The following is a 24,815-nucleotide window of genomic DNA, read 5'->3' on the forward strand; positions in this document are numbered from 1 at the left end:
ATTTATGGTTATGAACACTTTTATTAAAAAACTAAAATATACGCCCCTTTTAGCAATGCTTTTGGTCTCAGGATGTACCAAAAATTTTGAGGAAATTAATACGGATCCCGATGCGTTGAAAGATGTCCCACCACAAAATATGCTGGTCAATGTACTACGAAATGCAGGTGAGCAATTTGGTGGGGATGTGGATGGTTATGGCACCTTTGCGGGCTATATTGTCAAAATTCAATATCCAGATAACTTAAGTGGATTGATTCCAACAGATAATACTTACGGAAATCGTTGGGCAGCCTGTTATTACAATATCACGCAAATGAACGATTTGTTGAAAAAAACAGACGATAAGGCAGCAGGTTTTAAAAACATTCGGATTGTCGCACGGATATGGAACAATTATATGTGGTCTTATCTGTTGGATGGCTGGGGTGATATTCCCTATTCGGAGGCTTTTAAAGGAAGACCCGAAGATGGTTCGGTTTTGAAAGCCAAATATGACAAACAGGAAGATATTTTCCCTGCGGTATTGGCAGATCTTAAAGCATTGGCAGATGAACTTGCTGCCGGGATTGGCACAGACGAACTTGGAGAATATGATATTATATACGGATCAAAAGAGACTGGAGCTGCAGCTCTAAAGGCTCAGATGTTGAACTGGCAAAAGTTCTGTAATTCACTTCGTTTGCGTATGGCCACACGTATTTCTGCGGTTGCTCCAGCTTTGGCAAAATCTACTATTGAGGAAATCGCTGGAAATAAACTGAAATATCCAGTTATTGAAACAAATGCTGAAAATTGTCGCATGGTTTATCCAGGTACTTTGCCTTATATGGAACCTTGGTATGAATCTGGAATATATGGCAATCGTCTCAATAACTGGGGGATGTTTGATATTTTCATTGATCATTTGAATACAACGAAAGATCCGAGAATAGCGTCGATAGCGCGAAAAAATAATGCCGGTAAGTATATCGGCTTTATAAATGGTTCCGAAAATAATCCGAATCCGTTTACTTCCATTTCCTGGATTGGTGAGCATTATGTCAATGACCCTGCGGGAGCTACACCATTTTATCGAGCCTGTGAAACTTATTACATGTTGGCAGAAGCAGCTTTATCTGGATATAACGTGGGAATAACAGCAAAAGATGCCTACGAAAAAGCGGTGACATTATCTATGCAAGACAATAAAATTGAGACGTCAGCCATTACCACCTATCTTGCCGGAGCAGGTAAGTTTAATGGAACCAAGGAACGCGTTTATTGGGATATGTGGGTAGCCTTATTTAAAGAAAACTATGAAGCGTGGAGTTTATATAGACGAACAGGAATTCCAACGACAAACTATCCTTCTAAACTTCAGAAAAAACATACTGACCAACCATGGCGTTTACCTTATCCGAATAATGAATATTTATATAATGCGGATAACGTCAAAGCTGCCGCTACAGGGACAGTGGATTACAATTGGGGAAAACGCTTATGGTGGGCAAAAGATAATGGAAAAGAATAAGTGTTGCCGTAAGGAAACGAGAAGTGTATTTAAAGGTTATTGAAAAATGTCGTTTTTCTTTTAACCTAAATCGAACTGAAAAGCCCTGATCACACTGATCAGGGCTTTTCTGATTTTTGAAATCTGAAGCCCAATGTAATTTAGCATAAGCAGCTTGTCGAATGGTCAGTAAACTATTGGTTGATCATTAGTGTTAGTCTGAATCACGAATTGCAACCAAATATCTTAGATGCTGTTTTAAAATTATATAGCATGCTTGTTCTGCTAGGTTTTGAAACTGTTTATTTCCATATTTTCTTCTGTTAAAAGCTTGAAATGTAGAAAATAATTTGTTGAAATGCCGTGATAATTAGTATCTTTAGGATGAACGATCGAATTATATATTGTTCAAACTAAAATAAACTTAGATACTGTTCATGGCGCACCTGGAAGGATTTTGTCCTACAGAACCTATGGACTGTGGAATTTCAAATTTCAATGATATGATAGATTCTCCAGGCTTCCTTTTTCGGGAAGCAATTAAGCAAGAAAAGCCCTTACAGGTTGTTGGAGCCATCAATGCAAACCATGCACTTTTGGCTGAACAAGCTGGTTTTAAAGCCATCTACCTCTCTGGGGGCGGTGTTGCTGCGGGATCGCTCGGTATACCTGATTTGGGTATCACAACGCTTCAAGATGTATTAATTGACGTGGAGCGCATTACGAATGTCTGCAAGCTTCCTTTGATGGTCGATATTGACACTGGTTTTGGCCCTTCGGCCTTTAATGTTGCACGTACCATAAAAAGCTTAATTAAAGCCGGGGCTGCCGCCGTACATATGGAAGATCAGGTGGGCGCCAAGCGCTGTGGCCACCGCCCGGGAAAAGAGCTGGTTTCAAAAGATGAAATGGTCGATCGCCTGAAAGCTGCTGTGGATGCCCGGACAGATCCTCATTTTGTTATTGGCGCACGTACCGATGCGCTGGCGTCAGAGGGACTTGATCGGGCTCTAGAACGTGCTGTCGCCTACAAAGAAGCTGGTGCTGATTTTATTTTTGCAGAAGCTGTACATAACCTGGATCAATACATGCAGTTCAGTAGAATAACTGGGCTGCCAATACTTGCCAACATTACGGAGTTTGGGCAGACACCTTTGTTTAATCTTGATGAACTTCGTCATGCAGATGTGTCCATTGTGCTTTACCCCTTATCTGCGTTCCGCGCAGCCAATAAGGCCGCAACTGATGTGTATCAGCATATACGGAAAGATGGTGGTCAGGCGGCTGTCATCGATCGCATGCAGACACGCGATGAGTTGTATCGGAGCATAGATTACTATGCTTACGAAGATCGCCTGGACCAATTGTTCAATACTAAATCATAAGAATCTCAAACCGAATGCAGGCGCGTACTTTATGGTTTAAAATACACGCCAATAAATAATATATTCCGATGAAAGAGACAAACGACACTGGTTTTAAACCAAAAAAAAGCGTAGCACTTTCTGGTGTTCCTGCCGGAAATACAGCCTTGAGTACTGTTGGAAAAAGTGGTAATGACCTCCATTATCGAGGCTATGATATTTTAGATCTGGCGCATCAGGCCTCCTTTGAAGAAGTCGCCTATCTATTGATTTATGGCAACCTACCTACACAGGCACAACTAACGTCCTATCAAAGCCAGTTGCTGAGCCAGCGGGGGCTGCCCATCACGGTACAGCAGGTGCTGAAACAGTTGCCGTCTACTGCCCATGCGATGGATGTCTTACGCACTTATGTGTCCTTTTTTGGAAGTGTGAATCCGGAAAAAGAAAATCATGCTTTGGCAGGAGCTAGAGATATCGCCAATCGCTTGATGGCCTCCATGGCCTCGGCTTTACTCTATTGGTATCATTTTAGTCAAAATGGGCGCGAAATTCAGGTCGAAACTGATGACAGCACCCTGGGCGGGCATTTTCTGCATCTGTTACACGGGAAAGCGCCTTCCGAATCCTGGATTCGGGCGATGCAGATTTCGCTTAATTTATACGCTGAGCATGAGTTTAATGCTTCCACCTTCACTGCGAGGGTGATTGCGGGGACGGGATCTGATATGTACTCTTGCATCACGGGTGCAATTGGTGCATTACGTGGTCCCAAACATGGGGGCGCCAATGAAGTCGCTTTTGAGATTCAGAGCCGCTACGCCAATGCTGATGAAGCGGAAGCCGATATTCGAAAACGGCTGGAAAATAAAGAAGTGATTATCGGTTTCGGACATCCTGTCTATACCATCTCGGATCCAAGGAATCAGGTGATTAAACAGGTCGCCAAGGAATTATCAGAAGAGGCTGGTGATATGACGCTTTACCTGATTGCCGAACGTTTGGAAAAAGTGATGTGGGAAGAAAAACGGATGTTCCCCAATTTAGATTGGTATTCGGCCGTTTCTTATCACCTGATGGGGATTCCGACCGAAATGTTCACCCCGCTGTTTGTGCTTTCGCGTATCACAGGCTGGTCTGCCCATGTCTTTGAACAACGTCAAGATGGAAAAATCATTCGGCCAAGTGCAAATTATGTCGGTCCCGACGACCGACCTTTCGTGCCCATCTCCGCGAGATAGTGTGATAAAGTGTATCGTGTAAAAAAAACGGAAAGAAATCTTTTGCATCTCACATTGAAGGAACAGCACGGTGTTTTTTCTGATCATTGATGCAGATGCTTTCTGAAAAAATAAATTGAAAAGAACAACAGCCTTATAAGAAATAAAATAATGAGTTCAACGATATCAAATGAAAGACCACAGCCAGATCAGGTTCTGGTGGCTATTGTGGATTACGTGTTAAATTACAAGATCGAAAGTAAAGTTGCATGGAATACAGCTTTTTACTGTTTTATGGATACCATAGGCTGTGGGTTGGAAGCGCTGACCTATCCGGCCTGTACCAAATTACTGGGGCCTGTTGTGCCCGGTACGATTGTTCCCAATGGCGCAAAGGTACCCGGAACGAATTATCAACTGGATCCCATACAAGCGGCATTCAATATTGGTACGGTCATTCGCTGGTTGGATTTTAACGATACATGGCTGGCTGCGGAGTGGGGACATCCGTCGGACAATCTTGGAGGTATTCTGGCTACTGCGGACTGGCTGAGCAGAACACAGATTGCGAAGGGGGAGAAATCCCTAAAGGCAAAGCAGGTGCTTGAAGCGATGATTATGGCACATGAGGTTCAAGGCGTATTAGCACTTGAAAATTCCTTTAATAAAGTGGGATTAGATCACGTAATTTTGGTAAAGGTTGCTTCTACAGCCGTTGTCGGTAAGCTTTTGGGCCTTAGTCGGGACGAATTGCTCAATGCGGTTTCATTGGCCTTTGTCGACGGACAGGCTTTGCGTACGTATCGCCATGCGCCCAACACAGGCAGTCGTAAATCTTGGGCTGCCGGAGATGCAACTTCGCGTGCGGTACGCCTTGCTTTAATTGCAAAAACGGGTGAAATGGGGTATCCATCGGTGTTAACAGCACCAGTATGGGGTTTCTATGACGTTTCATTTAAAGGCAACCCATTTAAATTTCAGCGCGATTATGGCTCTTATGTGATGGAGAATATTCTATTTAAGATTTCTTTCCCTGCTGAATTTCACGCACAGACCGCTGCCGAAGCGGCAATGCAATTGTACCAGCAGTTAAAGGATTTTGGGAAAAGCAGTGATGATATTGAACGTGTTACCATTCGTACACATGAGGCCGCAATCCGAATCATAGACAAGAAGGGGCCGTTGCATAATCCGGCCGATCGGGATCACTGTATCCAATATATGGTTGCCGTACCGTTAATCTTTGGGCGTTTGACCGCGGAGGATTACGAAAACCATATTGCATTGGATCCACGTATTGATGCGCTGCGGGACAAAATTTTCTGTGTTGAAGATCCTCAGTTTACAATTGATTATCATGATCCACAAAAACGGGCGATCTCAAATGCCCTGACGGTGGTATTAAAGGATGGAACTGTATTGCCGGAGCTGGTGGTGGAATATCCGATTGGACATCCGAGACGTCGGCAGGAGGGGATTCCTAAATTGATCGAAAAGTATAAAACGAATCTTGCCCGTGTATTTTCTGAAAAACAGCAAAAACAATTGCTTGAAGTAACTTTGGATTACGATACCTTCATTGACCTGGATGTATCCGAACTGATGGATCTCCTTGCCCGCTAAATAAAAATGTCATTGATCGATAGCAGGCAAACTATCGATCAATGACTTTCTTAGAGATCTTATTTAATTGAACGATTTTTAGCCAAATACAAACCACTTATTTGATCTCCGACGTTCGCGCCAAAGCGCTTCCGCTCAATTTAGGAATTGTTTCCTTGTTATTCGAGAACGCTGTCTGTTACACACTTGTTTCCTGGTGAACTTATAACTGTTTCAATTTAGGATTTCTTTCCTTGCCAATTTGAATCAAAACCTGTATAAAATTTAAAATTCCTGTCAGCACGTTCTATTAACGAACGGGGGACTTCCCATTGTTCACCCAAGTGTAGAAATGACTGGCATTCCTGTACAAAGACAGGAAGGCTCGTAAGGTCGATATGTCCAAATACACCACCGGTATGTGCTGCATAGCCTACACCGAGGATAGAGCCGATATCACCATCAATGGGTTGTTCCAATACACCTTCTTCGAGACAACGGTAACTATCAAGGGCCATGACATGAAGAAGTCTTTTTTGTATTATTCCAGAGGAATGGGATTCTCCTGATGTAGGTAGTGCGGGGTTCTGCCAGACTGTTTTCGTTCTGGAAGCTGCATCATAATCATAGAATCCATGGCCGGATTTTCTACCTTTTCTGCCATTTTTAATCATTTTGCTTAAATGTGCATACGCACGTCGCTGACTGTTATGTAATGTTGGAAACTGATCGTAGACGTGCAGCATCAATTCCAATGAAATTTCGTCGAGTACCGCTAATGGACCAACAGCAAATCCGGCCTGTATGGCTTCGTCTTCAATCTGACTTGCCGGAATACCTTCCAGCAACATGGTGATCGCCTCCAGTAGGTAATTGAAGAAAATACGGGATGTAAAGAATCCGGGGCCGTCATGTACGACAATGGGAATCTTACCGAGGCGCAAAGCGATTGCAATCGCTTTTTGTAATGTTATCTGATCGGTTTGTGTACCACAGATAATTTCGACCAATGGCATACGATCCACAGGGGAGAAGAAATGCATGCCGATAAAACGTTCTGGCCGATCCGTTGCAGCAGCCAAAGTTGTAATGGGCAATGACGTTGTATTGGATGCGAAAAAACCATTTTCGGCAAGATAAGGAAGGCTTTGTCGGGTTACTTCAGCTTTTAACTCCAGGTCTTCAAATACCGCTTCAATAATAAGGTCAGCATCGACAAGATCCGCAACTTGGTCACTGGGTTGAATATTGGCTAAAAGCGTCTGTTGTTGTAAGCTGTTTATCTGGCCCTGTGCAAGTAATTTATCACAAAGTTTGGCAGAATAAGCTTTTCCCTGCTCCGCCTGAGTCCTGTTCACATCTTTTAAAACAACGGAAATGCCCGCTCTGGCGGCTTCATAGGCGATGCCGGATCCCATCATACCTGCACCCAGGATTCCTATTTTTTTGATCGCATAGTTGCCGAGTGATTTGATACGGTCACGATGTTGTGCCTGTAGAATGCCTTCATACAGTGTCCTGACCATGTGGAGCGGTTCAGGGGCACTTAATACCTTATGATATAGCTTTGCTTCGGCCTCCACAGCTTCTGTTAAAGACAGCGATTGGCTTGTTTTTATTAACTGTACAACAGCATTGGTGCCAGGTAACAATCCTCTTGTTTTCTTTAAAACAGCAGCGCAAGCTTCTTCCAGTTCAGCGGAGACTGCTGCTGGGCTGGGGGTGGAAATGCTGGTTCTTGAATTTTCAAGAATCCAGTTCTTTGCCAGCACTAGGCTCTGCTCGATATCTGTTGTTATGTCATTCACTAAACCCAGTTCAAGAGCCTCTTTGTTTGAGATCAGTTTCGCTTGGGTCAACAGGTTCAACGCCGCAGTAGAACCTACAAGTTGAGCTAAGGTAATGGTCGTCGCAAAGCCGGTAAATAGGCCGAATTTACTCTCTGGGAAGCCCAGTTTTATCGGTGGACCTGCAATACGGTAGTCTGACCATAGCATTGTTGCTAAACCGATGCCTGTGCAGTTGCTATCCAAGATCGATACAATAGGTTTGCCCAAGGTCTTCCATTGCAATGCCTTCCATGTGGTTTTCTGTATGCTCTCGGGATCAAGTTGACCATTGGAAACCTGATCAAATAATCGGATGTAATCGCTCTGCTTGTTATTTAGCGGACAGGTATAGATCAATCCGCGGACTTCTTTTTCATTTAGTAGACGAGCCACCAGGTCGACAAACTCCTGTATACGATCAAGAATTGTTAACTCCTCGGTTGCTGTGTCTGCCAATGGTTTTATGGTGACAATATGTTGATTGTCCTGTTCGATATGAAAAAATGGGTGTACCTGATAATTCATTATGCTGAACTGCTTTTTGTGTTGAAAATGTTTACGTTAGGCTGGGTTTGTTCGATTGATAATTGACCTTGTCAATCGTCATCTTGGCAATGATTTCCAGCATAATCTCGGATGTTCCACCAATGATTGTCCCGACCCGCACATCCCGATATAGGCGGGCGATTTTGTAATCTTCGGTGAATCCGTAGCCCCCAAATAACTGAAGACATTGGCTCACGACCTGTACGGCAAGCTCGCTGGCTTGCAGTTTGGCTATGGAACAATCCTGAACAGCATATTCATCTTGATTTTGGAGATCGCAGCACTGATAGACAAAAGCCCTTGTAGTTGCGATATCGGCAGCCATCTGGGCAATGCGGTGACGAATGGTCTGAAACTCCTGGATCTTTTTACCGAATGCCTCCCGCTGACCAATATATTCCAGGGTGTACTGTAATGCGGAATCCGCTGTAGCCAGACTATGTATGGCGGCGGTCAAACGTTCCAATTGCAATCCGGCCATTAAATAAAGAAAACCATCTCCTTCATTTCCAATCAGATTGGAAACAGGGACTTTGACCTGATCGAAACCCAATTCGGCTGTATCCGAGGCATGCCAGCCTAATTTGTTGATTTTATTTGCCGAAACACCTTCGGCATGTCTTTCTATCAGTAACAGGCTGATGCCTTTTGTTCCTTTTTCGGGATCGGTTTTAACCGCAGTAATAAAAAAGTCGCCGTAGTAGCCATTGGTGATAAACGTTTTGGAGCCATTGACAATGTAGTGGTCGCCCGATCGGAGGGCAGTTGTTTTGATCTGTTTGACATCAGACCCCGCCCCAGGTTCGGTGATAGCAACAGCACTCACCATATCACCGGCGATCACCGGTCTGAGGTAATGTTGCTTGAGCTCCTCAGATGCATATTTTAATAGGTAAGGAGCTGACATGTATTGGGTGACCAGAGCAGATATCGTGAATCCTCCCGAAAAACAATAGGATAGTTCTTCGCACAAAATCATCGAATAGTAAAAATCCAGGTCCAGGCCACCATACTCTTCTGGGTAGTTGAGTCCCATAAAACCCATGTCACCCATTTTCTTCCAAATACTTCGATCTATTTCACCCTGTTGTTCCCATTGATCTACATGCGGGATGATTTCTTTGTGAATAAATGCTCGAATGGTTTCGCGAAAAATCTGATGTTCAGCTGTAAGTTTGCTTGCCTGCATAATTGTTTATTTTACTTTTGGTTATTGGTTTCAGTTACATGATTGCGGACTGAAAACGATTTGTCTTTTGCTTTATCTTGGCTTAACATCGCCCTCGTTAAACAGCGCGGAATGTCTAACCGAATTTAGCGAAAAGCGTTGGCTTTTCTGCAAATATTTATTGTTTATTTTTTGTCAAATAGATTATGTAGGGAACTTTTTGCTCTATTTTTTTTCTATTTATTTTGTTTTGGCCTAAAAAATAAAATAAGAGGGTTCGCTTGTTTGTGTTATATTTTTTATCTTTAGGAAAGGAATGATACCAGTTTTGGCTGATGAATCCTCAGGTGAATCGGGTAGCAAGTCTATTGAATTCAAGAAAAAACAATTATAAACAGAATAACATGTCAAAAAGTGTATTTATCGTTGCGGCAAAGCGTACGCCAATAGGAAGTTTTGGAGGTGGATTATCATCGGTTGCGGCGACAGCGCTGGGCGCTCATGCTGTCCGTGCTGTATTGGATGAGACTGGGATTGCTGCAGATCAAGTAGATGAAATTCTTATCGGTAGCGTTCTGCAGGCTGATGTGGGTCAAGCTCCCGCCCGTCAGGTTGCAAGGCTTGCCGGCTTACCTGATCAGGTAACAGCGACTACTATAAATAAGGTCTGTGCCAGTGGAATGAAAGCCATCGCTTTTGCCGCACAATCTATTTTGTTGGGGGATGCCGATGTGGTTATTGCCGGAGGTATGGAAAACATGAGTAAAGTCCCGTATTATGCGAATACAATGCGTTGGGGTGCCAAGTTCGGAGGCCAGAGTTTCGTCGATGGCTTGCAACGGGACGGTTTAAGTGATGCCTATTCAAATGAACCAATGGGCAATTTTGCTGAATTATGTGCCGAGAAATATGCTATCGGCCGGGCCGAACAGGATGAGTATGCGATTAATTCCTATAAGCGGAGCCTGGAGGCTTGGCAGAAGAATAAATTCATCAAAGAGGTCAGTCCCGTCGCTATCCAAGGGCGTAAGGGTGAACAGATAATCTCTAGAGATGAGGAGTTTTCCCAGGTCAATTTTGATAAGATTCCCGAATTAAAACCTGCTTTCAAGAAAGATGGAACAGTAACGGCCGCAAATGCATCCACATTAAGCGATGGGGCGGCTGCGGTATTATTAATGAGTGCTGAGAAAGTGAAGGAACTGGGGTTACAACCATTGGCTGAAATCATAGCCTATGCTGATGCAGAACAAGCGCCAGAATGGTTTACGACAAGTCCCGCTATAGTAACGGAAAAGGTCTTGAAAAAGGCTGGACTAACGAAAGATGATATTGACTATTTTGAATTTAATGAAGCTTTCTCTGTTGTAGCACTTGCGAACGCTAAAATTCTGGATATTCCAATGCGTAAGGTGAATATCTATGGGGGGGCAGTTTCGCTCGGTCATCCATTGGGTTGTTCCGGAGCGAGAATAGTCGTCACCTTGACGAGCATTTTACAACAGGAAGGCGGGACAATCGGACTTGCTGCAATTTGCAACGGTGGTGGTGGTGCTTCGGGAATGATTATAAAAAAACTATAATGCTTTGTCCAGATAAGTATTTATCTAAAAGTAAGTACTTATCTGGACGAAGTCTATTGTTTGGTTGATGACAATGTGCCAGAACATTGATTGAGGTTATTCCTCATAAAGGCGACTTGCCTCAACGCCATGAAGTGCAAGTTCAGACTCTATCTCGGTCGGATTGAGTCGGATGCCTTCAATGGTTAACAGGTTGTAAATAGAATCCAGATCTATTTTCCATTCATGGATACCATTTAATTTTTCAACAGCTTGTTTGATCTTGTCTACAAGACTGGGATGTTGTGCATTAGTTTCGAAAATGAGCTTTTCCATCGTGTTTCATATTAGGCCCGATTAGAACAAATCAGGCAGGTTTAACCAAAATAGCGTAGACAATCATTTGATCGGCTAATTACAATACTCTCAATATAAGAAGAATAATCTGAAATTAATAGTTTAAAGTGACTAAATTGTAATGAAACTGTTAATTTTTGTAATCAATACCTGCAAATTTTATAGTTAATAAATAGCATTTTTTGTCCTGTGTGTTAAGCGGTATTGTCGCCTGAAAGTGGGATTTGACTGGGCTTTCTATAAAGAAATCTTCTTAACATATTTAAGTAGAACTTGCGTGAAAGAAGCCCGCAGCTAATAGAACGAGGATCACTTAGATCCTGTTTCATTTTTCGTTGCTAATAAAATTTTAATTAAGTTTGAGCGGAATCATGACTACTGAACTTTCCAATATAATTATCATATTGCTACTTGTAGCAGTCGTTGCCCTGTTGATTTTGTATGTATTATTAATACGGAAATACAAAAAGCTCAGGGTGGAAGAGCGACGGCATCAGGAACTTTTTAAACGGATGGATAATGAGCAAATGGATCATGTGCATCGCAATCGATTAAACCCACATTTGCTGAAAAATTCGCTCAATGGTATCCTTTCGCACGCTTATCAAACCTACTATACAATGGATAAACTGGCTATGGTATTGGATTATGTATTATATGAAAGTGAAGAGGAGCTGGTATCTCCAAAAGCGGAGATCGAGTTTGCCCGTAATTTAATTGAAGTCAATAAGGTTAAGTTGAGCCCCTTGTTTGACATGCGGGTTAAATTTGATATTGATGAATTGAACGAATCATTATTGGAACGCCCATCACTGGTGCCATTGATGACTGTAGACCTCATCGAAAATGCATTTAAGCATGCGGATTTTCACCATCCTGACTCCTTTATTTCAATTGTACTTAGCTTTCGCAATGGTCTGCTGGAATTGACCGTCAGCAATAAAATATCGAAGCGCTCACCCTTGTATAAAGCCAAAGGAGGAATAGGCAGTAAGACGTTGGAGGAGCGGCTGATGCTATATTATCCAGATAGGCATGAATTAAAGCGCTTTGTAGAAAATGATGTCTATAACGCTTACCTTCAGATCCGATTGTATGAGAATTGAAAAAACGCTGAAATGCATTTTACTGGATGATGAGCTGCCGAGTTTGCGGTTTTTGAAGATGCTCTGTGAACAAATTCCGGGTCTGGAGGTGGTTAAAGCATTTAATGATCCAGCCGTTTTACTTAAAGAGTATAAAAGTTTAAACTTTGATTTCTGTATTTTGGATATTGAAATGCCTCAGTTTAATGGCTTTGATGTCGCTAAGGAATTGGAAGACTATCCCATCGTTTTCTCCACTGCCTATAAACAGTATGCCAGCGATGCTTTTGATATCAATGCGGTGGATTACATGCGTAAGCCAATATCGCTGTCACGTCTACAGCAAGCGGTATTGAAAGTAGAACAGGTCATCAATAGCCGGTCAGCTGAGTCTTCTCCCTTTGCTCAATTCAATACCAATAAGGGGAAGGCAATCCTTTACTTCAGTCAGATCAGCTATGTCCAGATTGCGGAAGTAGATAGTCGCGACAAAACTGTATTCCTGGGGGATGGTTCTACCATTTTACTAAAAAATATTAGCTTCGATAGGTTACTCACGCTGTTGCCGGAACAGGATTTTATCCGTATCAACAAAAAGGAAATTATAGCACTGAAAATTGTGAAATTCTTTTCAGCTGATGTGATCACCAGCAGTCTGGTCGATGAGCAGGATGCAGCTATTGTTTTTAGCTTGGGAGAGTCTTATAAAAAATCATTCCTCGAAAAATTCGCTTGATTACAAAATTCGAGTAGTTCATTACATATTTTCCTGTTCTTCCCGCCCGGTAAGGTTTAAAACTCATGTAGAATTCTATTTTTGTTGTAGTTATCTTCCCAAAAGTGATGCATTGACGACTTTGGGATAGACTTTTATATGCTGTTATCACCTGATATTATTTAAAGCTCAAAAGATGAAGAAATACAAGAATACGATTTTTTATGTGACCTTAATTGGTACGCTGCTCGTGGTGATGTACTGGGTTATCCATTTGGGAGCGCAATTGCAAAGCCAGGAGATGCTCCGTGGTGAAAAGATAAGCCAGGGTGCTTGGCAGGATTTTAAATCGACCTTATTACATAGCCTTCAACATCCATTGGCTATATTGCTCGCACAGATTGTGACGATCATTATTGCTGCCCGGGTAATGGGGTGGATATGTATCAAGATTAAGCAACCCGTTGTGATCGGTGAAATGCTTGCCGGTATTATATTGGGCCCTTCCTTATTGGGGCTTTATTTCCCTGAATTCTCCCATACGCTGTTTCCCGTTGAATCCCTGAGCAACCTACAGTTTCTGAGCCAGATTGGCTTAATCCTGTTTATGTTTATCATTGGAATGGAACTTGATCTCAATGTGCTGCGAAATAAGGCGCACGATGCTGTAGTGATTTCTCATGCGAGTATCGTTATACCATTTACATTGGGAATTTCTTTAGCCTACTTTTTATACATGTACCATCCACCGGCGAACGTGGAGTTTTTGTCCTATAGTTTGTTTATCGGTATTTCGATGAGCATTACTGCTTTTCCGGTCCTGGCAAGGATCGTACAGGAGCGCGGACTGCAGAAAAGTAAACTTGGGTCGATGGTTATTACCTGCGCTGCTGCCGATGATATTACAGCCTGGTGTATTTTGGCTGTGGTGATTGCGATCGTGAAGGCCGGCGATTTTGCAAGTGCTTTGTATACGATCGCGCTTGCTATTGCTTATGTGCTGCTGATGATCAAGATTGTACGGCCCTTTCTGATGCGCGTAGGGGAAGTGAAGGGGACGCGTGAAGGTCTGAATAAACCTGTTGTTGCGATATTTTTTATTGTCCTTTTATTGTCTGCTTACGCAACCGAAGTAATCGGTATACATGCGTTGTTTGGTGCTTTTATGGCCGGAGCAATTATGCCCGAAAGCAGTCGTTTCCGTACAGCATTTATCGAAAAAATCGAAGATGTATCCACCTTATTGTTATTACCGTTATTTTTCGTGTACACAGGGTTGCGTACACAGATCGGTTTATTGAATGATCCACAACTATGGATGATCACCATTGTGATTATTTTGGTTGCCGTAATCGGGAAGTTTGCCGGTAGCGCATTGGCCGCCCGCTTTGTCGGACAAAGCTGGAAGGATAGTTTGAGCATAGGTGCATTGATGAATACCAGAGGACTGATGGAACTGATTGTATTGAACATCGGTTACGATCTCGGTGTATTAAGTGCTGAGTTATTCTCTATGATGGTTGTGATGGCATTGATCACCACTTTTATGACCGGTCCTTCGTTGGACTTGATCAATTATCTATACCGCCCCAAGAAACGTTCTTTGCAGGAGGAAATCCAGAATAAATCGAAATTTAAAATCCTCCTATCATTTGCCAAAAGCAATACCGGGATTTCATTGCTTCATCTCGCACATGCGCTTACATTAAAATCAAAAAATACGGCGGAAATTACCGCATTGCATATCGAACCGTCCAATGAACTCCATCACTATGAAGTAGAAACACAGGAGCAGGATAGTTTTCGGGAAATAAAGCAGGTTGCACAGGATTTGGAACAACCTATTCGGACGATTTTCAAAATTTCCAGTGACATTGACAGTGAAATTGTGCAGACCTCAAATGAGCAAAGTCAGGATCTGCTGTTGTTGGGTGTCAGTGAATCCATCTATGAAGGTAGTCTGTTGGGACGCTTTTTGGATTTCACCTCACGGATTATCAATCCGGAGAAATTGTTTCATACGGTCACAAACGCCGAATCACCATTTGCTACCTTTGACAGAAATCAACAGATCAATGCCAAAGTCAATGCGATGGTGGGAATTTTGATTGACAAAAACTTTGTCAAGGCCCGCCGTGTTATTGTCCCGATACTATTGAAAAACGATGAATTCCTATGCGCACTCATACAGCGATTAATTCACCATTCGGATGCGCAGGTGATGGTCTGGGATTTTGATCAAATCTTACGTACATATGAAAGCTTTCGGGAGAAATTAAGACATCTGGAGCAACTTGTGCCCAATCATTTGACGATCTTGGAGGAGAAGAATCTTGATGTTGACTTGTGGACGCAACAAGATCTGATGCTCATTAGTTTGCCTTGCTGGCATAAAATTGTCAATAAAAAGATGGATTGGCTCCATCTTACACCATCCACTTTGCTGCTTGCAGACCGAAAAAAATAAGGGATTATACAAAACGCGCCGCAACTATTTAGTTGCGGCGCGTTTTGTATATAATAGGGCTGGAAGTTATTTTCCTACCTTATTCACTTTGATTTTTAATCCGATCAATTTTTCAATATCGCTTAAATAAGGTCTTTCTTCGACATCACAGAAGGAGATGGCATTACCTTCTAAACCCGCTCTACCTGTCCGACCAATGCGGTGTACATAGGTTTCTGGGACATTTGGTAGGTCGTAATTGATGACCATAGGTAACTGTTCAATATCTATTCCGCGTGCGGCGATATCGGTAGCGATTAGAATTTTCAGACGGTTTTCTTTAAATTCACCCAATGCCTTTTGTCGTGCATTTTGTGATTTATTACCGTGAATTGCTGCAGCACGAAGGCCATTCTTTGCCAATAATTTGACAATTTTATCTGCCCCATGTTTTGTACGGGAAAATACAATCGTACGGTCTTGCTTAAATTGCTTAAGCAGGTTTGTGAGTAGTTTTATTTTCTCTTTTTTCTCTATAAAATAAACCGATTGATTTACTTTTTCAGCAGTTGAACTCACAGGAGTTACGTCTACTTCAACAGGTTTGTGGAGTATACCATGCGCAAATTTTCGGATATTGGGCGGCATTGTTGCTGAGAAAAACAGGGTCTGTCTTTTCTCCGGTACTTTCGCCAAGATTTTTTTGATATCGTGGATAAAGCCCATGTCGAGCATATTGTCAGCCTCATCAAGGATCAAGACTTCAATTTTATCCAAAAAAACCAATTTCTGATTCATCAGGTCCAATAGACGACCCGGTGTAGCGACTAAAATATCCACACCTTTTTTTATTTCTTTGACTTGTCTGTCTTGATTGACGCCGCCAAAAATGGTGCAATAATTTAGTTTAAGATGTTTGCGATATAAATTGATATTCTCACCGATCTGTATTGCAAGTTCACGTGTTGGTGTGAGGATTAAGGCGCGGATAGGCATCGTTTTGCCATGTGCATTGTGCTCAGACAAACGCTGTAGCAAAGGTAAAGCAAAGGCTGCCGTCTTTCCGGTGCCCGTTTGTGCGCATCCAATAAGATCCTGACCGCTTAATATAACGGGGATAGCTTTTTGTTGGATTGCAGTAGGGGTTGTATATCCTGTTTCTGAGATTGCTTGGAGAAGAGGAGAAATTAAATTGAGTTGTTTGAATTCCATTAAAATATAACTAGGAAAATAAGCTTAAACTAAAACCCTTTATGTTGTTTCAATCCTATTCAATGATCGATTAAGGGCATTGTTGTGTCGCCTGAATATGAATAAGTGTATTGAAAATAACAAGGGAAGAATACGAAAAAGAAATGGGATAAATCATTATGAATTACCCCATTAACAAGAAAGTGTATTTTTTGGATTACGCCAATTTTACGTTTGTAGCGTTGATTCCTTTTGGAGTTCTTTCTACATCATAAGTTACAACGTCGCCTTCAGATACTTGGTTCTTAAGAGCAGAAACGTGTACGAAAACGTCTGCGCTACCATCCTCTGGTGTAATAAAACCAAAACCTTTAGTTTCATTGAAAAATTTAATTTTACCTGTATTCATTATTTTTAATTAAGTCCTGCAAGGTAGGGATAATAAATGATTAATCTTTTATTTTTCGTTGAAATAACAAAGTTTTTTTTCTTTCTTAACATTTATTTAATGATAATCAACCTTCAAGGGGTGTAGGGCGTGTTTTTCTATTGTGTTGAAAGTCAGTTAGTGAAGTGTCTTTAATATGGCTCTGTAACAGATGAATCCGGATACATATCCCCAGGAATCAATGGAAACATGAACGAGTGACAGATCCTCCGCTAAGATGATTATCTTGATTGGTCTTAATGTCGATATATATTTTACAATGATTTTGGTAAGGGCATAAATTGAATTTTGTATTTTCATCAGGAACTTAAACCAAGAGCATATAAACCAATATAATGATGAATAGAAAAGACTTTATCCGTACTTCCAGTATTTTAGCCGCAGCATCATTCATAGGCAAAAGCCAGGCATCCAGTTTGTTTGAACAGCCAATTCGAGTGGGGGTGATCGGGGTAAATGGGATGGGCTGGTCTGACCTGAATGCTTTATTAAAGCAACAAGGGGTCATCTGTACCGCACTTTGTGATGTTGATGAAAGTATCTTGAACAAAAGGGTGAAAGAACTTCAGGAAAGAGATATCAAGGTGGCCAGCTATGTTGACTATAAAAAGATGTTGAGCAGTTCGGATGTGGATGCCGTGATTATCGGAACGCCTGATCATTGGCATTGTCTACAGATGATCGATGCCGTGAAGGCGGGAAAGCACGTTTATATCGAAAAACCGATCGGGAATTCTATTCAGGAATGTCAGCTGATGCTGGCGGCAGCAAAGAAAAGTAATGCTGTTGTTCAGGTAGGGCAATGGCAGCGGAGTCAACAGCATTTTACAGATGCCATTGATTTTGTACATTCAGGTAAGCTCGGGAAAATACGTTTGGTCAAGGCTTGGTCGTATCTGGGCTGGAAAAATAGTATTCCTATTCAACCAGATGCACCTATTCCTGTGGGGGTACATTACATGGATTGGTTGGGTCCGGCCACAAAAAGACCTTTTAATATCAATCATTTTCATTTTAATTTCAGGTGGTTTTGGGATTATGCAGGCGGTCTGATGACAGACTGGGGCGTACATATGCTCGATTATGCTTTGTTGGGCATGAAAGTCTCCGATCCGAAATCCGTTATGGCTTCGGGTGGAAAATTTGCCTTCCCGGATGATGCTGGGGAAACACCGGATACCATGACTGCGGTCTACGAGTTTGACAACTTCAATATCCAGTGGGAACATGCCAAAGGAATAGATTTAGGACCTTACAACCGTAACCATGGTGTTGCCTTTATTGGAAATAATGGAACCTTGGTCTTAAACCGTAACGGCTGGGAAGTCATACCCGAGAAGGGAAGGATGGAGGCCGTTGCATTGCGACCATCCGTTGACAATGGACTGGAGAAGCATATGGCAAACTTCGTAGATGCTATTCGACAAAAAAATCCACAGCTGTTGCATGCCCCGCTTGAAGCCGGTGCGCATATTGCTATTTTTTCGCAGATGGGGAATATTGCCTATAGAACTGGGCAGAAGCTCTACTGGAATAAAGAAAAACAACGTTTTAATGACGAAAAGGCAAATAAATACTTAGCATCAGTATATCATAATGGCTATAAGTACCCTAAGGTTTGATGGCTGCTGACATGACCTGCTATCGAGACCGCAACCAATTGGTATCTGATGGCTTTTAAAAAATATGCTGACTTTGAGCCGTTGAAATTAACGCAGCTCAAAGTCAGCGTATACATCGCTTTTCCGTCAAAGGGCTGACTGATGGCCTACTGTTGGTTGTGCGGCTTTTGCGGAGGCCTAATGAAAGATAAACTCGTTGGCAATCGTAATCTCTTCCTGATTAATGGAATGACCGAAATTTGGATACACGGCTAGTTTAACGTCTGCATTTTGTGCTTCCAAAATTTTCACCGTCGCATTGACACGTTCCAGCGGAACATGAAAATCGGGATCACTTGTACCGATAAATATCGGGGTTTGCATAAAATCTCCGCTATACTTACTTAAATCTATCTCTTCGCCAATAAGTCCGCCAATAATGGCAACAGCGCCACCGTAACGCTTGGCATGTTGTGCCAGAAATTCAAGCGTAAGGCAAGCCCCTTGCGAGAATCCGAAGAAATAGATGTTTTCAGTCTTGATCCCCTTATCCAAAACAAGTTGTACCGTATTTTCAATGACTTGAATTGCCGAACTTAACCAAGGTTCATTACTTTGCTCAGGCGCCATAAATGAATGTGGATACCAGGTGTAATTGTCGGCCTGCGGTGCAAGTAGTGCATAATCCCCCACATTCAGATAAGCAGACATGCTCAGGATATCCGTTGCATTTCCGCCACGGCCATGAATCATGATCAGTGCTTTTTCTGTATTTTCTAAACTGTGTCCAGCTGTTTTAATATTACTTGAGTGACTCATTATAGTTTTTCCTATACTGTTTTCTTAAACCATACATCGTCATATATGTCGGGATGACGATGGAATTGCGCATTTACATAAGGACATAGTGGGACAATCTTCATGGTATTTTCCCGAGCATAAGAGACCAGTTTTTCCAACAGTATTTTTGCGAATCCTCTGCCTTCAAAGGCTTCGTCAACTTCTGTGTGGTAAACAACCAGTTTTCCATCGATAATGGCTATGCTCATTAAGCCAGCTTTTGTTTCATCGGAGAACAATTGAAGTTCGCCACGCTGATTCTTATCCAGTACAATTTCTGTTCTTTCCATAGTTTTACTGTATTTAATATTACTTACGTTGATGCTAATCTATTTTTGGTAGTGATGCTTCGATCTCTGACCGATGGTTCTCGTATTGTTTTGGCAGCTTGAGGTCTGTCCCTAGACTTTCCAAAGGTTCGTCTATGGTAAATCCGGGATTGTCTGTTGCGATCTCAAACAAAACACCACCTGGTTCACGGAAGTAAAGGGAGAAAAAGTAGTCCCGATTAATCTTCGGTGTAATATCCAGACCTGCCGAAAGTACTTTTTCGCGGTATTCCATCAGGATATTATCATCTTTTACACGAAAGGCAACATGATGATTGGTGCCAGCGGCATTGCGGCCAAAAGACAAATTGGGGTCTGCAAGAATGTCCACAATATTAGCGGTCCCGATACTGTCAGTAGACAATCTATAACGTCCGTTTTCTTGTCCCTGTACAGCGTAGCCCAAGATATCTGTCAAAACCCGTAATGTGGGATCAGCTTCCTTCAGAGAAAGTGTAATATTATGAAAACCCTTTAATGCGTTTTCGTCCTTTATTTCCGCTGTGGTCCATACGCTTCTATTATCCTTGGTCGAAGGCTCAATAAATTGGATTTGTAATCCGTCAGGATCTGTGAATGAAATCAATTTCTCACCAAAAATTTCGTCTTCCTGAAAAGCCACATGATGTTCTTTTAGCCTATTTTTCCAGAAGTCCAGACTTCCTTCAGGAACAGCGTAACCGATATGAGTGGCCATACCGGCTCCCTGTCTACCTTTGCCAATACCTTCCCAAGGGAAAAAAGTAAGTATAGTGCCCGGATCTCCCTGCTCATTACCGAAGTAAAAATGATAGGTGCCTGGGTCGTCAAAATTGACGGTTTTCTTTACCAGGCGAAGCCCTAGTACTCCGGTGTAAAAATCGAGATTCCGTTTTGCGTTATCAGCTATCGCTGTAATATGATGCAGTCCTAATATGTTATTGTCCATGGTTGTTGTTTTTTATTTTCTTAACTGATGTAAAATTACGGCAGCTAAGAAAAAAAAATCATTGAACTAGATTAATAAAAACAGGAAATGAACTTTTTGTTTTAGTTTGTTGGTAACTTTTAAAAAGGGGAGGTCTTTAAACAAAAAACACCTGAAGTTGGGGACTTCAGGTGTTTTTAACCTAACCAATTATTAACCTAAATTTATGAAATGTATATTTCTGAATATTATACTATCGGAACATTTTCAATTATCATGCCATCTTTTTTATTTTGAATAGTTCATGAAGGTTATTGTCTAAAACAAAATACGGCGGCTAAATGTTGTTTACTTATTATCTCTTAAAAGAGAGGAGCGTGGTTGATAAGTTCTTTTTGCACAAAATAGCGGTTTGAAAAAAATGAAAAAAAACATGAATTTTACTATACTGGCGGCACTAATATGTCTCTTATTTACCGGATGCCAACAAAAAAGTCAGCATGATAAGTCCGGGGAAAAGGATCAGACCCAGCTAGACATTAATAAAGAGAATAAGCGGATCGTATTGGACTTTTATCAACAGATGTTCGGTGACAAGGATCTGTCGGCAGTGGACAAATATATTGCGCCGGAATATATCCAGCATAATCCTGAAGTAGCAGATGGCGCAGCCGCATTTAAAGCCGCAGCTGCAAAGTGGTTTGAAGGGCAGCCGAAAACCAAGGTAGATGTGCAACGTATTGCCTCAGATGGTGACCTTGTATTTATCCATATTAAGAATAAAAACCCTGATGGGAGCCTCACCTCCACAATAGATATTTTCCGGTTGGAAAATGGAAAGATTGTTGAACATTGGGATGCACAGCAAGATGTGCCAAAACAATCTGCAAATGAGCATCCGATGTTTTAATTAAGACTGTTTTTTATATTAATGTTAGTTCCTTTTTAAAAAAGGCCTTATATTTAATACGCTATCAATAAATTGGGTAGTTTTGTATTGACTATAGAAAATAATTAATCTAAATGAAGCTAATCTTAGGCGCAGGCCTGTTTTATATCCTTATATCAGCTTGTAGTGTTCATCACAATCCAAAGGAAAATCCACAGGTATACCTACAGAATCCGGGACGAGAAACGAAGAAATGGAAACTCATATGGGAAGATAATTTTAATTCACCCAAGTTGGATACAACCAAGTGGACCCGGATTCCTGCTGGCGGAGCAGACTGGAACCGACACATGAGTTTGGATGATGCCTGTTTCGGTTGGGAGAAAGGGGAATTGATTCTGAAAGGTATCAATAACACGGATCGGAAGAAGGACGAAAGACCCTTCCTGACCGGAGGAATATGGAGTAAGGGGAAATTTGCCTTTCAATATGGGCGTATTGAAATAAGAGCGAAGTTAGGGAGTGCTCAAGGAGCCTGGCCGGCAATGTGGATGCTGGCGGAGTTGGATAAATATGGTCAATACCCTCGAAATGGTGAAATTGATATCATGGAACACCTCAATTTTGATGATATTATTTATCAGACAACCCATTCGCATTACACCTTGAATTTGGGACAAAAGGATAATCCCAAGCATTCGGGGACAGCAAAAGTCAATGCTGGAGCGTATAATGTCTATGGCATCAGTTGGTATCCAGATCGAATTGTATTTCAGCTCAATGGCGAGGATACATTCACTTATCCACGAATAAGCGGTGTTGATGCATCCCAGTGGCCTTATGATCAACCTTTTTACCTATTGATAGACCAACAGCTTGGCGGTAGCTGGGTAGGAAAAGTAGACCAGAAACAATTACCTGTCGAAATGCGGGTGGACTGGGTTAAGGTTTATCAATAAGCTGGCTGTGGTTACCACCTATAATACATAACCTGTGCACGATTTAATATGGTGTAGAGATTCGATGGTAACAAATGGACCAATTAAGTGACAAAAACTTAACATACCGACCGGGAAAATAATGTTTATTTTTGACCCCAATTATGGAAGATAATACAATATTTAAGATAAGTTATAAAATAAAGGAAATCCGCAAGGAGAAGGGGATAACGATACAGGAAGTGGCTGATAAAGCTGGCGTAAGTAAGGGGCTGATATCACAGATTGAGAATAATCGTACAATACCTTCATTGCTGGTGTTGATTAATATTATTAATGCGCTGGATGTCGACCTGAATGAATTCTTCAAAGACTTTAATTCCGACCTCGATGCGGGGCCAGTAGTTGTTCGAAAAAAAGATAGCTATACAGCCTTTGAAAAAGAGCATGCTGTTGGATTTAACTATAAACGTATCTATACCTCCGCAATGGATAGCTCTACCATGGATATTGTGCTTCTTGAATTGCTTCCCGATGCGCAGCGCCCAATGGTGGAAACAGAAGCTTATGAATATAAATATATCATCAGTGGACAGGTGGAATATGTATTCCAGGACCAAACGATTAGACTGGAAGAAGGTGATTCTATTTTCTTTAATGGACGATTGTCGCATACACCACGCAATGTAGGAAAGGAAAAAGCCCTTATGCTAATTGTTTACTTTTTTGAGAACAAACGCTAACAGTATTCCATCGGAGCATCATAAAAGCATCATTGACTATTTCAATGATGCTTTTATTTTATGCCCCCAAAATATCGGTTTGATTATTTATATTTGTTTATAAATACTTAACAAAAGTTTAGTGTTGTGTTAATTTCCAGAATTTACTTTTGATTGCGGACAATGAGGTCCGTCAACAATTCTAAATCATGGATTTGAACCAGCGAATAAAAAGACGTATAGCGGGATTAGATGAGCGTTCGGTGGCCATTCTACTGGCTATTACAGCATTTTTATGTTATACAAGTATGTATTCATTCCGGAAATCATTTACCGCTTCGGCTTTTGCCAATGAATCTATTTTAGGTATAGATTATAAAGTCTGTATGGTTATTATTCAGATGTTGGGTTATTTGGTTTCAAAATTCTACGGAATTAAATTTATCTCTGAAAGCAAGCAGCGTCATAGAGGGCGTTACCTGATCGCATTGATCTGTATTTCATGGGCCGGTTTGTTGGCTTTTGCGCTTGTGCCTAAACCATGGAATGTCATTTTTCTTTTTATCAATGGTTTTCCGTTGGGAATGGTCTGGGGCTTGGTGTTCAGTTACCTCGAAGGACGTCGATATACAGAAATCATGGGGGTAGTGATGTCTGTGAGTCTAATTTTTGCCTCCGGTTTTATCAAGACAGTCGGTCGTTGGTTAATGGCTACATTTCAGGTTGATGAGTTTTGGATGCCTTTTTTGACAGGAATGCTTTTTTTCTTACCCTTTGTGCTATGTGTCTGGATCCTAGAAAATGCGCCGGGACCAACAGCACAAGATAAACGTTTGCGGACCGAACGTGTGGCAATGGATGCAACGATGCGCAAACATTTTTTTAAGGTATTTATGCCGGGCATTATTTTGACCATTATTATCTATACGATGTTGACGATCTTACGTGATGTAAGGGATAATTTCGAGATAGAAATCTGGCAAATGTTGCATCTGAAAGGGGCCGGAATTTTTGCGAAAGTTGATGGAACGATAGCATTAATTGTCTTAATTTTAATAGGCTGCCTGATTAAGGTAAAAGATAATCTGAAAGCATTTAAACTGATTCATTATATGATTATTTTGGGTTTTCTTACGGCGGGGATTTCCACCTACTTATTTACCATGCACTGGATCGGAGGTCTCAGTTGGATGTTATTGGTCGGTTTGGGACTTTACATGGCCTATATTCCTTATAATGCCATCTTTTTTGAACGGATGATCGCAACCTATCGCATGAAAAGTAATATCGGGTTTGTCATGTATATGGCTGATTCCGTTGGTTATTTAGGAAGCTTTTTGATTTTAATGAATAAAGAATTTTTGCCAAACTCAGTCACCTGGGGAACCTATTTTATCCAGTTGGTCTATCTTGCTTCCATTATAGGCGCTATTCTGGCGATCTTTTCGCTCGTTTATTTCGTTCGCAAGAAAGAGCAGATGAAAACGAAGAAAGGTGATGAATTGGTTCAACCCTGGCAAGCATCCAGTGGCGAAGTACAAATAAGTTAACGCTAATATTTTTA

General features: G+C 41.5%; 21 protein-coding genes. 13 read left to right on the forward strand and 8 right to left on the reverse strand.

All coding sequences use genetic code 11. The annotated features are described in order from the left end of the window. Nucleotides 1–10: 10 nt before the first annotated feature. From M2408_RS01080 to M2408_RS01095, 4 genes are all read left to right on the forward strand, one after another. Entirely contained in the window at nt 11–1,513 is a 1,503-nt protein-coding gene (locus tag M2408_RS01080) for a SusD/RagB family nutrient-binding outer membrane lipoprotein (protein WP_259178495.1), read from the forward strand. Between the two features lie 416 nt (nt 1,514–1,929). Beyond that, a complete protein-coding gene (gene prpB, locus M2408_RS01085; protein WP_259178496.1) occupies nt 1,930–2,877 on the forward strand; it encodes a methylisocitrate lyase in 948 nt (315 codons plus the stop codon). A gap of 68 nt (nt 2,878–2,945) precedes the next feature. Next, nucleotides 2,946–4,097: a 2-methylcitrate synthase gene (prpC, locus tag M2408_RS01090; RefSeq protein WP_120258137.1), complete on the forward strand. Its 1,152-nt coding sequence runs from the start codon at nt 2,946–2,948 to the stop codon at nt 4,095–4,097. Nucleotides 4,098–4,247: 150 nt separating this feature from the next. Beyond that, nucleotides 4,248–5,699: a bifunctional 2-methylcitrate dehydratase/aconitate hydratase gene (locus tag M2408_RS01095; protein ID WP_259178500.1), complete on the forward strand. Its 1,452-nt coding sequence runs from the start codon at nt 4,248–4,250 to the stop codon at nt 5,697–5,699. A gap of 218 nt (nt 5,700–5,917) precedes the next feature. Here M2408_RS01095 and M2408_RS01100 read toward each other — a convergent pair whose 3' ends face one another. Further along, on the reverse strand, nt 5,918–8,032 hold the full coding sequence (locus tag M2408_RS01100; RefSeq protein WP_259178502.1) for a 3-hydroxyacyl-CoA dehydrogenase NAD-binding domain-containing protein: 2,115 nt from the start codon (nt 8,030–8,032) through the stop codon (nt 5,918–5,920). A gap of 31 nt (nt 8,033–8,063) precedes the next feature. Further along, nucleotides 8,064–9,242, reverse strand: coding sequence for an acyl-CoA dehydrogenase family protein (locus M2408_RS01105; RefSeq protein ID WP_259178504.1), 1,179 nt, complete (start codon nt 9,240–9,242; stop codon nt 8,064–8,066). A gap of 383 nt (nt 9,243–9,625) precedes the next feature. Between M2408_RS01105 and M2408_RS01110 the strand changes: the two genes are divergently transcribed. After that, on the forward strand, nt 9,626–10,804 hold the full coding sequence (locus M2408_RS01110; protein WP_259178506.1) for a thiolase family protein: 1,179 nt from the start codon (nt 9,626–9,628) through the stop codon (nt 10,802–10,804). A gap of 96 nt (nt 10,805–10,900) precedes the next feature. Here the strand turns inward: M2408_RS01110 and M2408_RS01115 are convergent, their stop codons facing one another. Further along, a complete protein-coding gene (locus M2408_RS01115; RefSeq protein ID WP_046672939.1) occupies nt 10,901–11,119 on the reverse strand; it encodes a hypothetical protein in 219 nt (72 codons plus the stop codon). Between the two features lie 392 nt (nt 11,120–11,511). Between M2408_RS01115 and M2408_RS01120 the strand changes: the two genes are divergently transcribed. From M2408_RS01120 to M2408_RS01130, 3 genes are all read left to right on the forward strand, one after another. After that, complete coding sequence (locus tag M2408_RS01120) at nt 11,512–12,246, forward strand: histidine kinase (RefSeq protein ID WP_259178515.1); 735 nt, start codon at nt 11,512–11,514, stop codon at nt 12,244–12,246. Next, nucleotides 12,236–12,961, forward strand: a complete 726-nt coding sequence (locus M2408_RS01125) for a LytTR family DNA-binding domain-containing protein (RefSeq protein WP_259178518.1) — start codon at nt 12,236–12,238, stop codon at nt 12,959–12,961. The genes M2408_RS01120 and M2408_RS01125 overlap by 11 nt, the downstream gene beginning before the upstream one ends. A 175-nt stretch (nt 12,962–13,136) precedes the next feature. Next, complete coding sequence (locus M2408_RS01130; protein WP_259178521.1) at nt 13,137–15,407, forward strand: cation:proton antiporter; 2,271 nt, start codon at nt 13,137–13,139, stop codon at nt 15,405–15,407. 66 nt (nt 15,408–15,473) lie between these two features. Here the strand turns inward: M2408_RS01130 and M2408_RS01135 are convergent, their stop codons facing one another. Next, nucleotides 15,474–16,598 carry a DEAD/DEAH box helicase gene (locus M2408_RS01135; protein ID WP_259178522.1) on the reverse strand — a complete coding sequence of 375 codons (1,125 nt, stop codon included), beginning with the start codon at nt 16,596–16,598 and terminating at the stop codon, nt 15,474–15,476. A 196-nt stretch (nt 16,599–16,794) separates the two neighbouring features. Next, complete coding sequence (locus M2408_RS01140; protein ID WP_077434921.1) at nt 16,795–16,986, reverse strand: cold-shock protein; 192 nt, start codon at nt 16,984–16,986, stop codon at nt 16,795–16,797. A gap of 374 nt (nt 16,987–17,360) precedes the next feature. On the opposite strand from M2408_RS01140, the gene M2408_RS01145 reads away from it, so the two are divergent. Next, on the forward strand, nt 17,361–18,647 hold the full coding sequence (locus M2408_RS01145; RefSeq protein ID WP_259178527.1) for a Gfo/Idh/MocA family protein: 1,287 nt from the start codon (nt 17,361–17,363) through the stop codon (nt 18,645–18,647). Between the two features lie 177 nt (nt 18,648–18,824). Here M2408_RS01145 and M2408_RS01150 read toward each other — a convergent pair whose 3' ends face one another. Genes M2408_RS01150 through M2408_RS01160 form a run of 3 tightly spaced genes read right to left on the reverse strand, consistent with a single transcriptional unit; the run spans nt 18,825 to nt 20,723 of the window. Then, nucleotides 18,825–19,445, reverse strand: a complete 621-nt coding sequence (locus M2408_RS01150) for an alpha/beta hydrolase (RefSeq protein ID WP_259178530.1) — start codon at nt 19,443–19,445, stop codon at nt 18,825–18,827. A gap of 11 nt (nt 19,446–19,456) precedes the next feature. After that, entirely contained in the window at nt 19,457–19,756 is a 300-nt protein-coding gene (locus tag M2408_RS01155) for a GNAT family N-acetyltransferase (RefSeq protein WP_120258127.1), read from the reverse strand. Nucleotides 19,757–19,790: 34 nt separating this feature from the next. Beyond that, nucleotides 19,791–20,723: a ring-cleaving dioxygenase gene (locus tag M2408_RS01160; protein ID WP_259178533.1), complete on the reverse strand. Its 933-nt coding sequence runs from the start codon at nt 20,721–20,723 to the stop codon at nt 19,791–19,793. 412 nt (nt 20,724–21,135) lie between these two features. Between M2408_RS01160 and M2408_RS01165 the strand changes: the two genes are divergently transcribed. The 4 genes from M2408_RS01165 to M2408_RS01180 all read left to right on the forward strand — a co-directional run bounded on the left by M2408_RS01165 (nt 21,136) and on the right by M2408_RS01180 (nt 24,801). Next, nucleotides 21,136–21,612 carry an ester cyclase gene (locus tag M2408_RS01165; protein WP_223579513.1) on the forward strand — a complete coding sequence of 159 codons (477 nt, stop codon included), beginning with the start codon at nt 21,136–21,138 and terminating at the stop codon, nt 21,610–21,612. Nucleotides 21,613–21,725: 113 nt separating this feature from the next. Next, nucleotides 21,726–22,550, forward strand: a complete 825-nt coding sequence (locus tag M2408_RS01170; protein WP_259178538.1) for a glycoside hydrolase family 16 protein — start codon at nt 21,726–21,728, stop codon at nt 22,548–22,550. Between the two features lie 143 nt (nt 22,551–22,693). Beyond that, nucleotides 22,694–23,272 (forward strand): helix-turn-helix domain-containing protein, encoded by a 579-nt coding sequence (locus tag M2408_RS01175; RefSeq protein WP_259178541.1) that lies wholly within the window; start codon nt 22,694–22,696, stop codon nt 23,270–23,272. A gap of 188 nt (nt 23,273–23,460) precedes the next feature. Further along, on the forward strand, nt 23,461–24,801 hold the full coding sequence (locus tag M2408_RS01180) for a DUF5690 family protein (RefSeq protein ID WP_259178544.1): 1,341 nt from the start codon (nt 23,461–23,463) through the stop codon (nt 24,799–24,801). The last annotated feature ends 14 nt before the right edge of the window (nt 24,802–24,815 follow it).

The organism is Sphingobacterium sp. BIGb0165 (assembly GCF_024810095.1).
GTDB classification, from domain to species: domain Bacteria; phylum Bacteroidota; class Bacteroidia; order Sphingobacteriales; family Sphingobacteriaceae; genus Sphingobacterium; species Sphingobacterium detergens.

What these genes read in the sequence shown, in the direction of transcription:
- M2408_RS01080 (WP_259178495.1), top strand. Translation starts at nt 11, where the DNA reads ATGAACACTTTTATTAAAAAACTAAAATATACGCCCCTTTTAGCAATG.
- prpB (WP_259178496.1), top strand. Translation starts at nt 1,930, where the DNA reads ATGGCGCACCTGGAAGGATTTTGTCCTACAGAACCTATGGACTGTGGA.
- prpC (WP_120258137.1), top strand. Translation starts at nt 2,946, where the DNA reads ATGAAAGAGACAAACGACACTGGTTTTAAACCAAAAAAAAGCGTAGCA.
- M2408_RS01095 (WP_259178500.1), top strand. Translation starts at nt 4,248, where the DNA reads ATGAGTTCAACGATATCAAATGAAAGACCACAGCCAGATCAGGTTCTG.
- M2408_RS01100 (WP_259178502.1), bottom strand. Translation starts at nt 8,032, where the DNA reads ATGAATTATCAGGTACACCCATTTTTTCATATCGAACAGGACAATCAA.
- M2408_RS01105 (WP_259178504.1), bottom strand. Translation starts at nt 9,242, where the DNA reads ATGCAGGCAAGCAAACTTACAGCTGAACATCAGATTTTTCGCGAAACC.
- M2408_RS01110 (WP_259178506.1), top strand. Translation starts at nt 9,626, where the DNA reads ATGTCAAAAAGTGTATTTATCGTTGCGGCAAAGCGTACGCCAATAGGA.
- M2408_RS01115 (WP_046672939.1), bottom strand. Translation starts at nt 11,119, where the DNA reads ATGGAAAAGCTCATTTTCGAAACTAATGCACAACATCCCAGTCTTGTA.
- M2408_RS01120 (WP_259178515.1), top strand. Translation starts at nt 11,512, where the DNA reads ATGACTACTGAACTTTCCAATATAATTATCATATTGCTACTTGTAGCA.
- M2408_RS01125 (WP_259178518.1), top strand. Translation starts at nt 12,236, where the DNA reads ATGAGAATTGAAAAAACGCTGAAATGCATTTTACTGGATGATGAGCTG.
- M2408_RS01130 (WP_259178521.1), top strand. Translation starts at nt 13,137, where the DNA reads ATGAAGAAATACAAGAATACGATTTTTTATGTGACCTTAATTGGTACG.
- M2408_RS01135 (WP_259178522.1), bottom strand. Translation starts at nt 16,598, where the DNA reads ATGGAATTCAAACAACTCAATTTAATTTCTCCTCTTCTCCAAGCAATC.
- M2408_RS01140 (WP_077434921.1), bottom strand. Translation starts at nt 16,986, where the DNA reads ATGAATACAGGTAAAATTAAATTTTTCAATGAAACTAAAGGTTTTGGT.
- M2408_RS01145 (WP_259178527.1), top strand. Translation starts at nt 17,361, where the DNA reads ATGATGAATAGAAAAGACTTTATCCGTACTTCCAGTATTTTAGCCGCA.
- M2408_RS01150 (WP_259178530.1), bottom strand. Translation starts at nt 19,445, where the DNA reads ATGAGTCACTCAAGTAATATTAAAACAGCTGGACACAGTTTAGAAAAT.
- M2408_RS01155 (WP_120258127.1), bottom strand. Translation starts at nt 19,756, where the DNA reads ATGGAAAGAACAGAAATTGTACTGGATAAGAATCAGCGTGGCGAACTT.
- M2408_RS01160 (WP_259178533.1), bottom strand. Translation starts at nt 20,723, where the DNA reads ATGGACAATAACATATTAGGACTGCATCATATTACAGCGATAGCTGAT.
- M2408_RS01165 (WP_223579513.1), top strand. Translation starts at nt 21,136, where the DNA reads ATGAATTTTACTATACTGGCGGCACTAATATGTCTCTTATTTACCGGA.
- M2408_RS01170 (WP_259178538.1), top strand. Translation starts at nt 21,726, where the DNA reads ATGAAGCTAATCTTAGGCGCAGGCCTGTTTTATATCCTTATATCAGCT.
- M2408_RS01175 (WP_259178541.1), top strand. Translation starts at nt 22,694, where the DNA reads ATGGAAGATAATACAATATTTAAGATAAGTTATAAAATAAAGGAAATC.
- M2408_RS01180 (WP_259178544.1), top strand. Translation starts at nt 23,461, where the DNA reads ATGGATTTGAACCAGCGAATAAAAAGACGTATAGCGGGATTAGATGAG.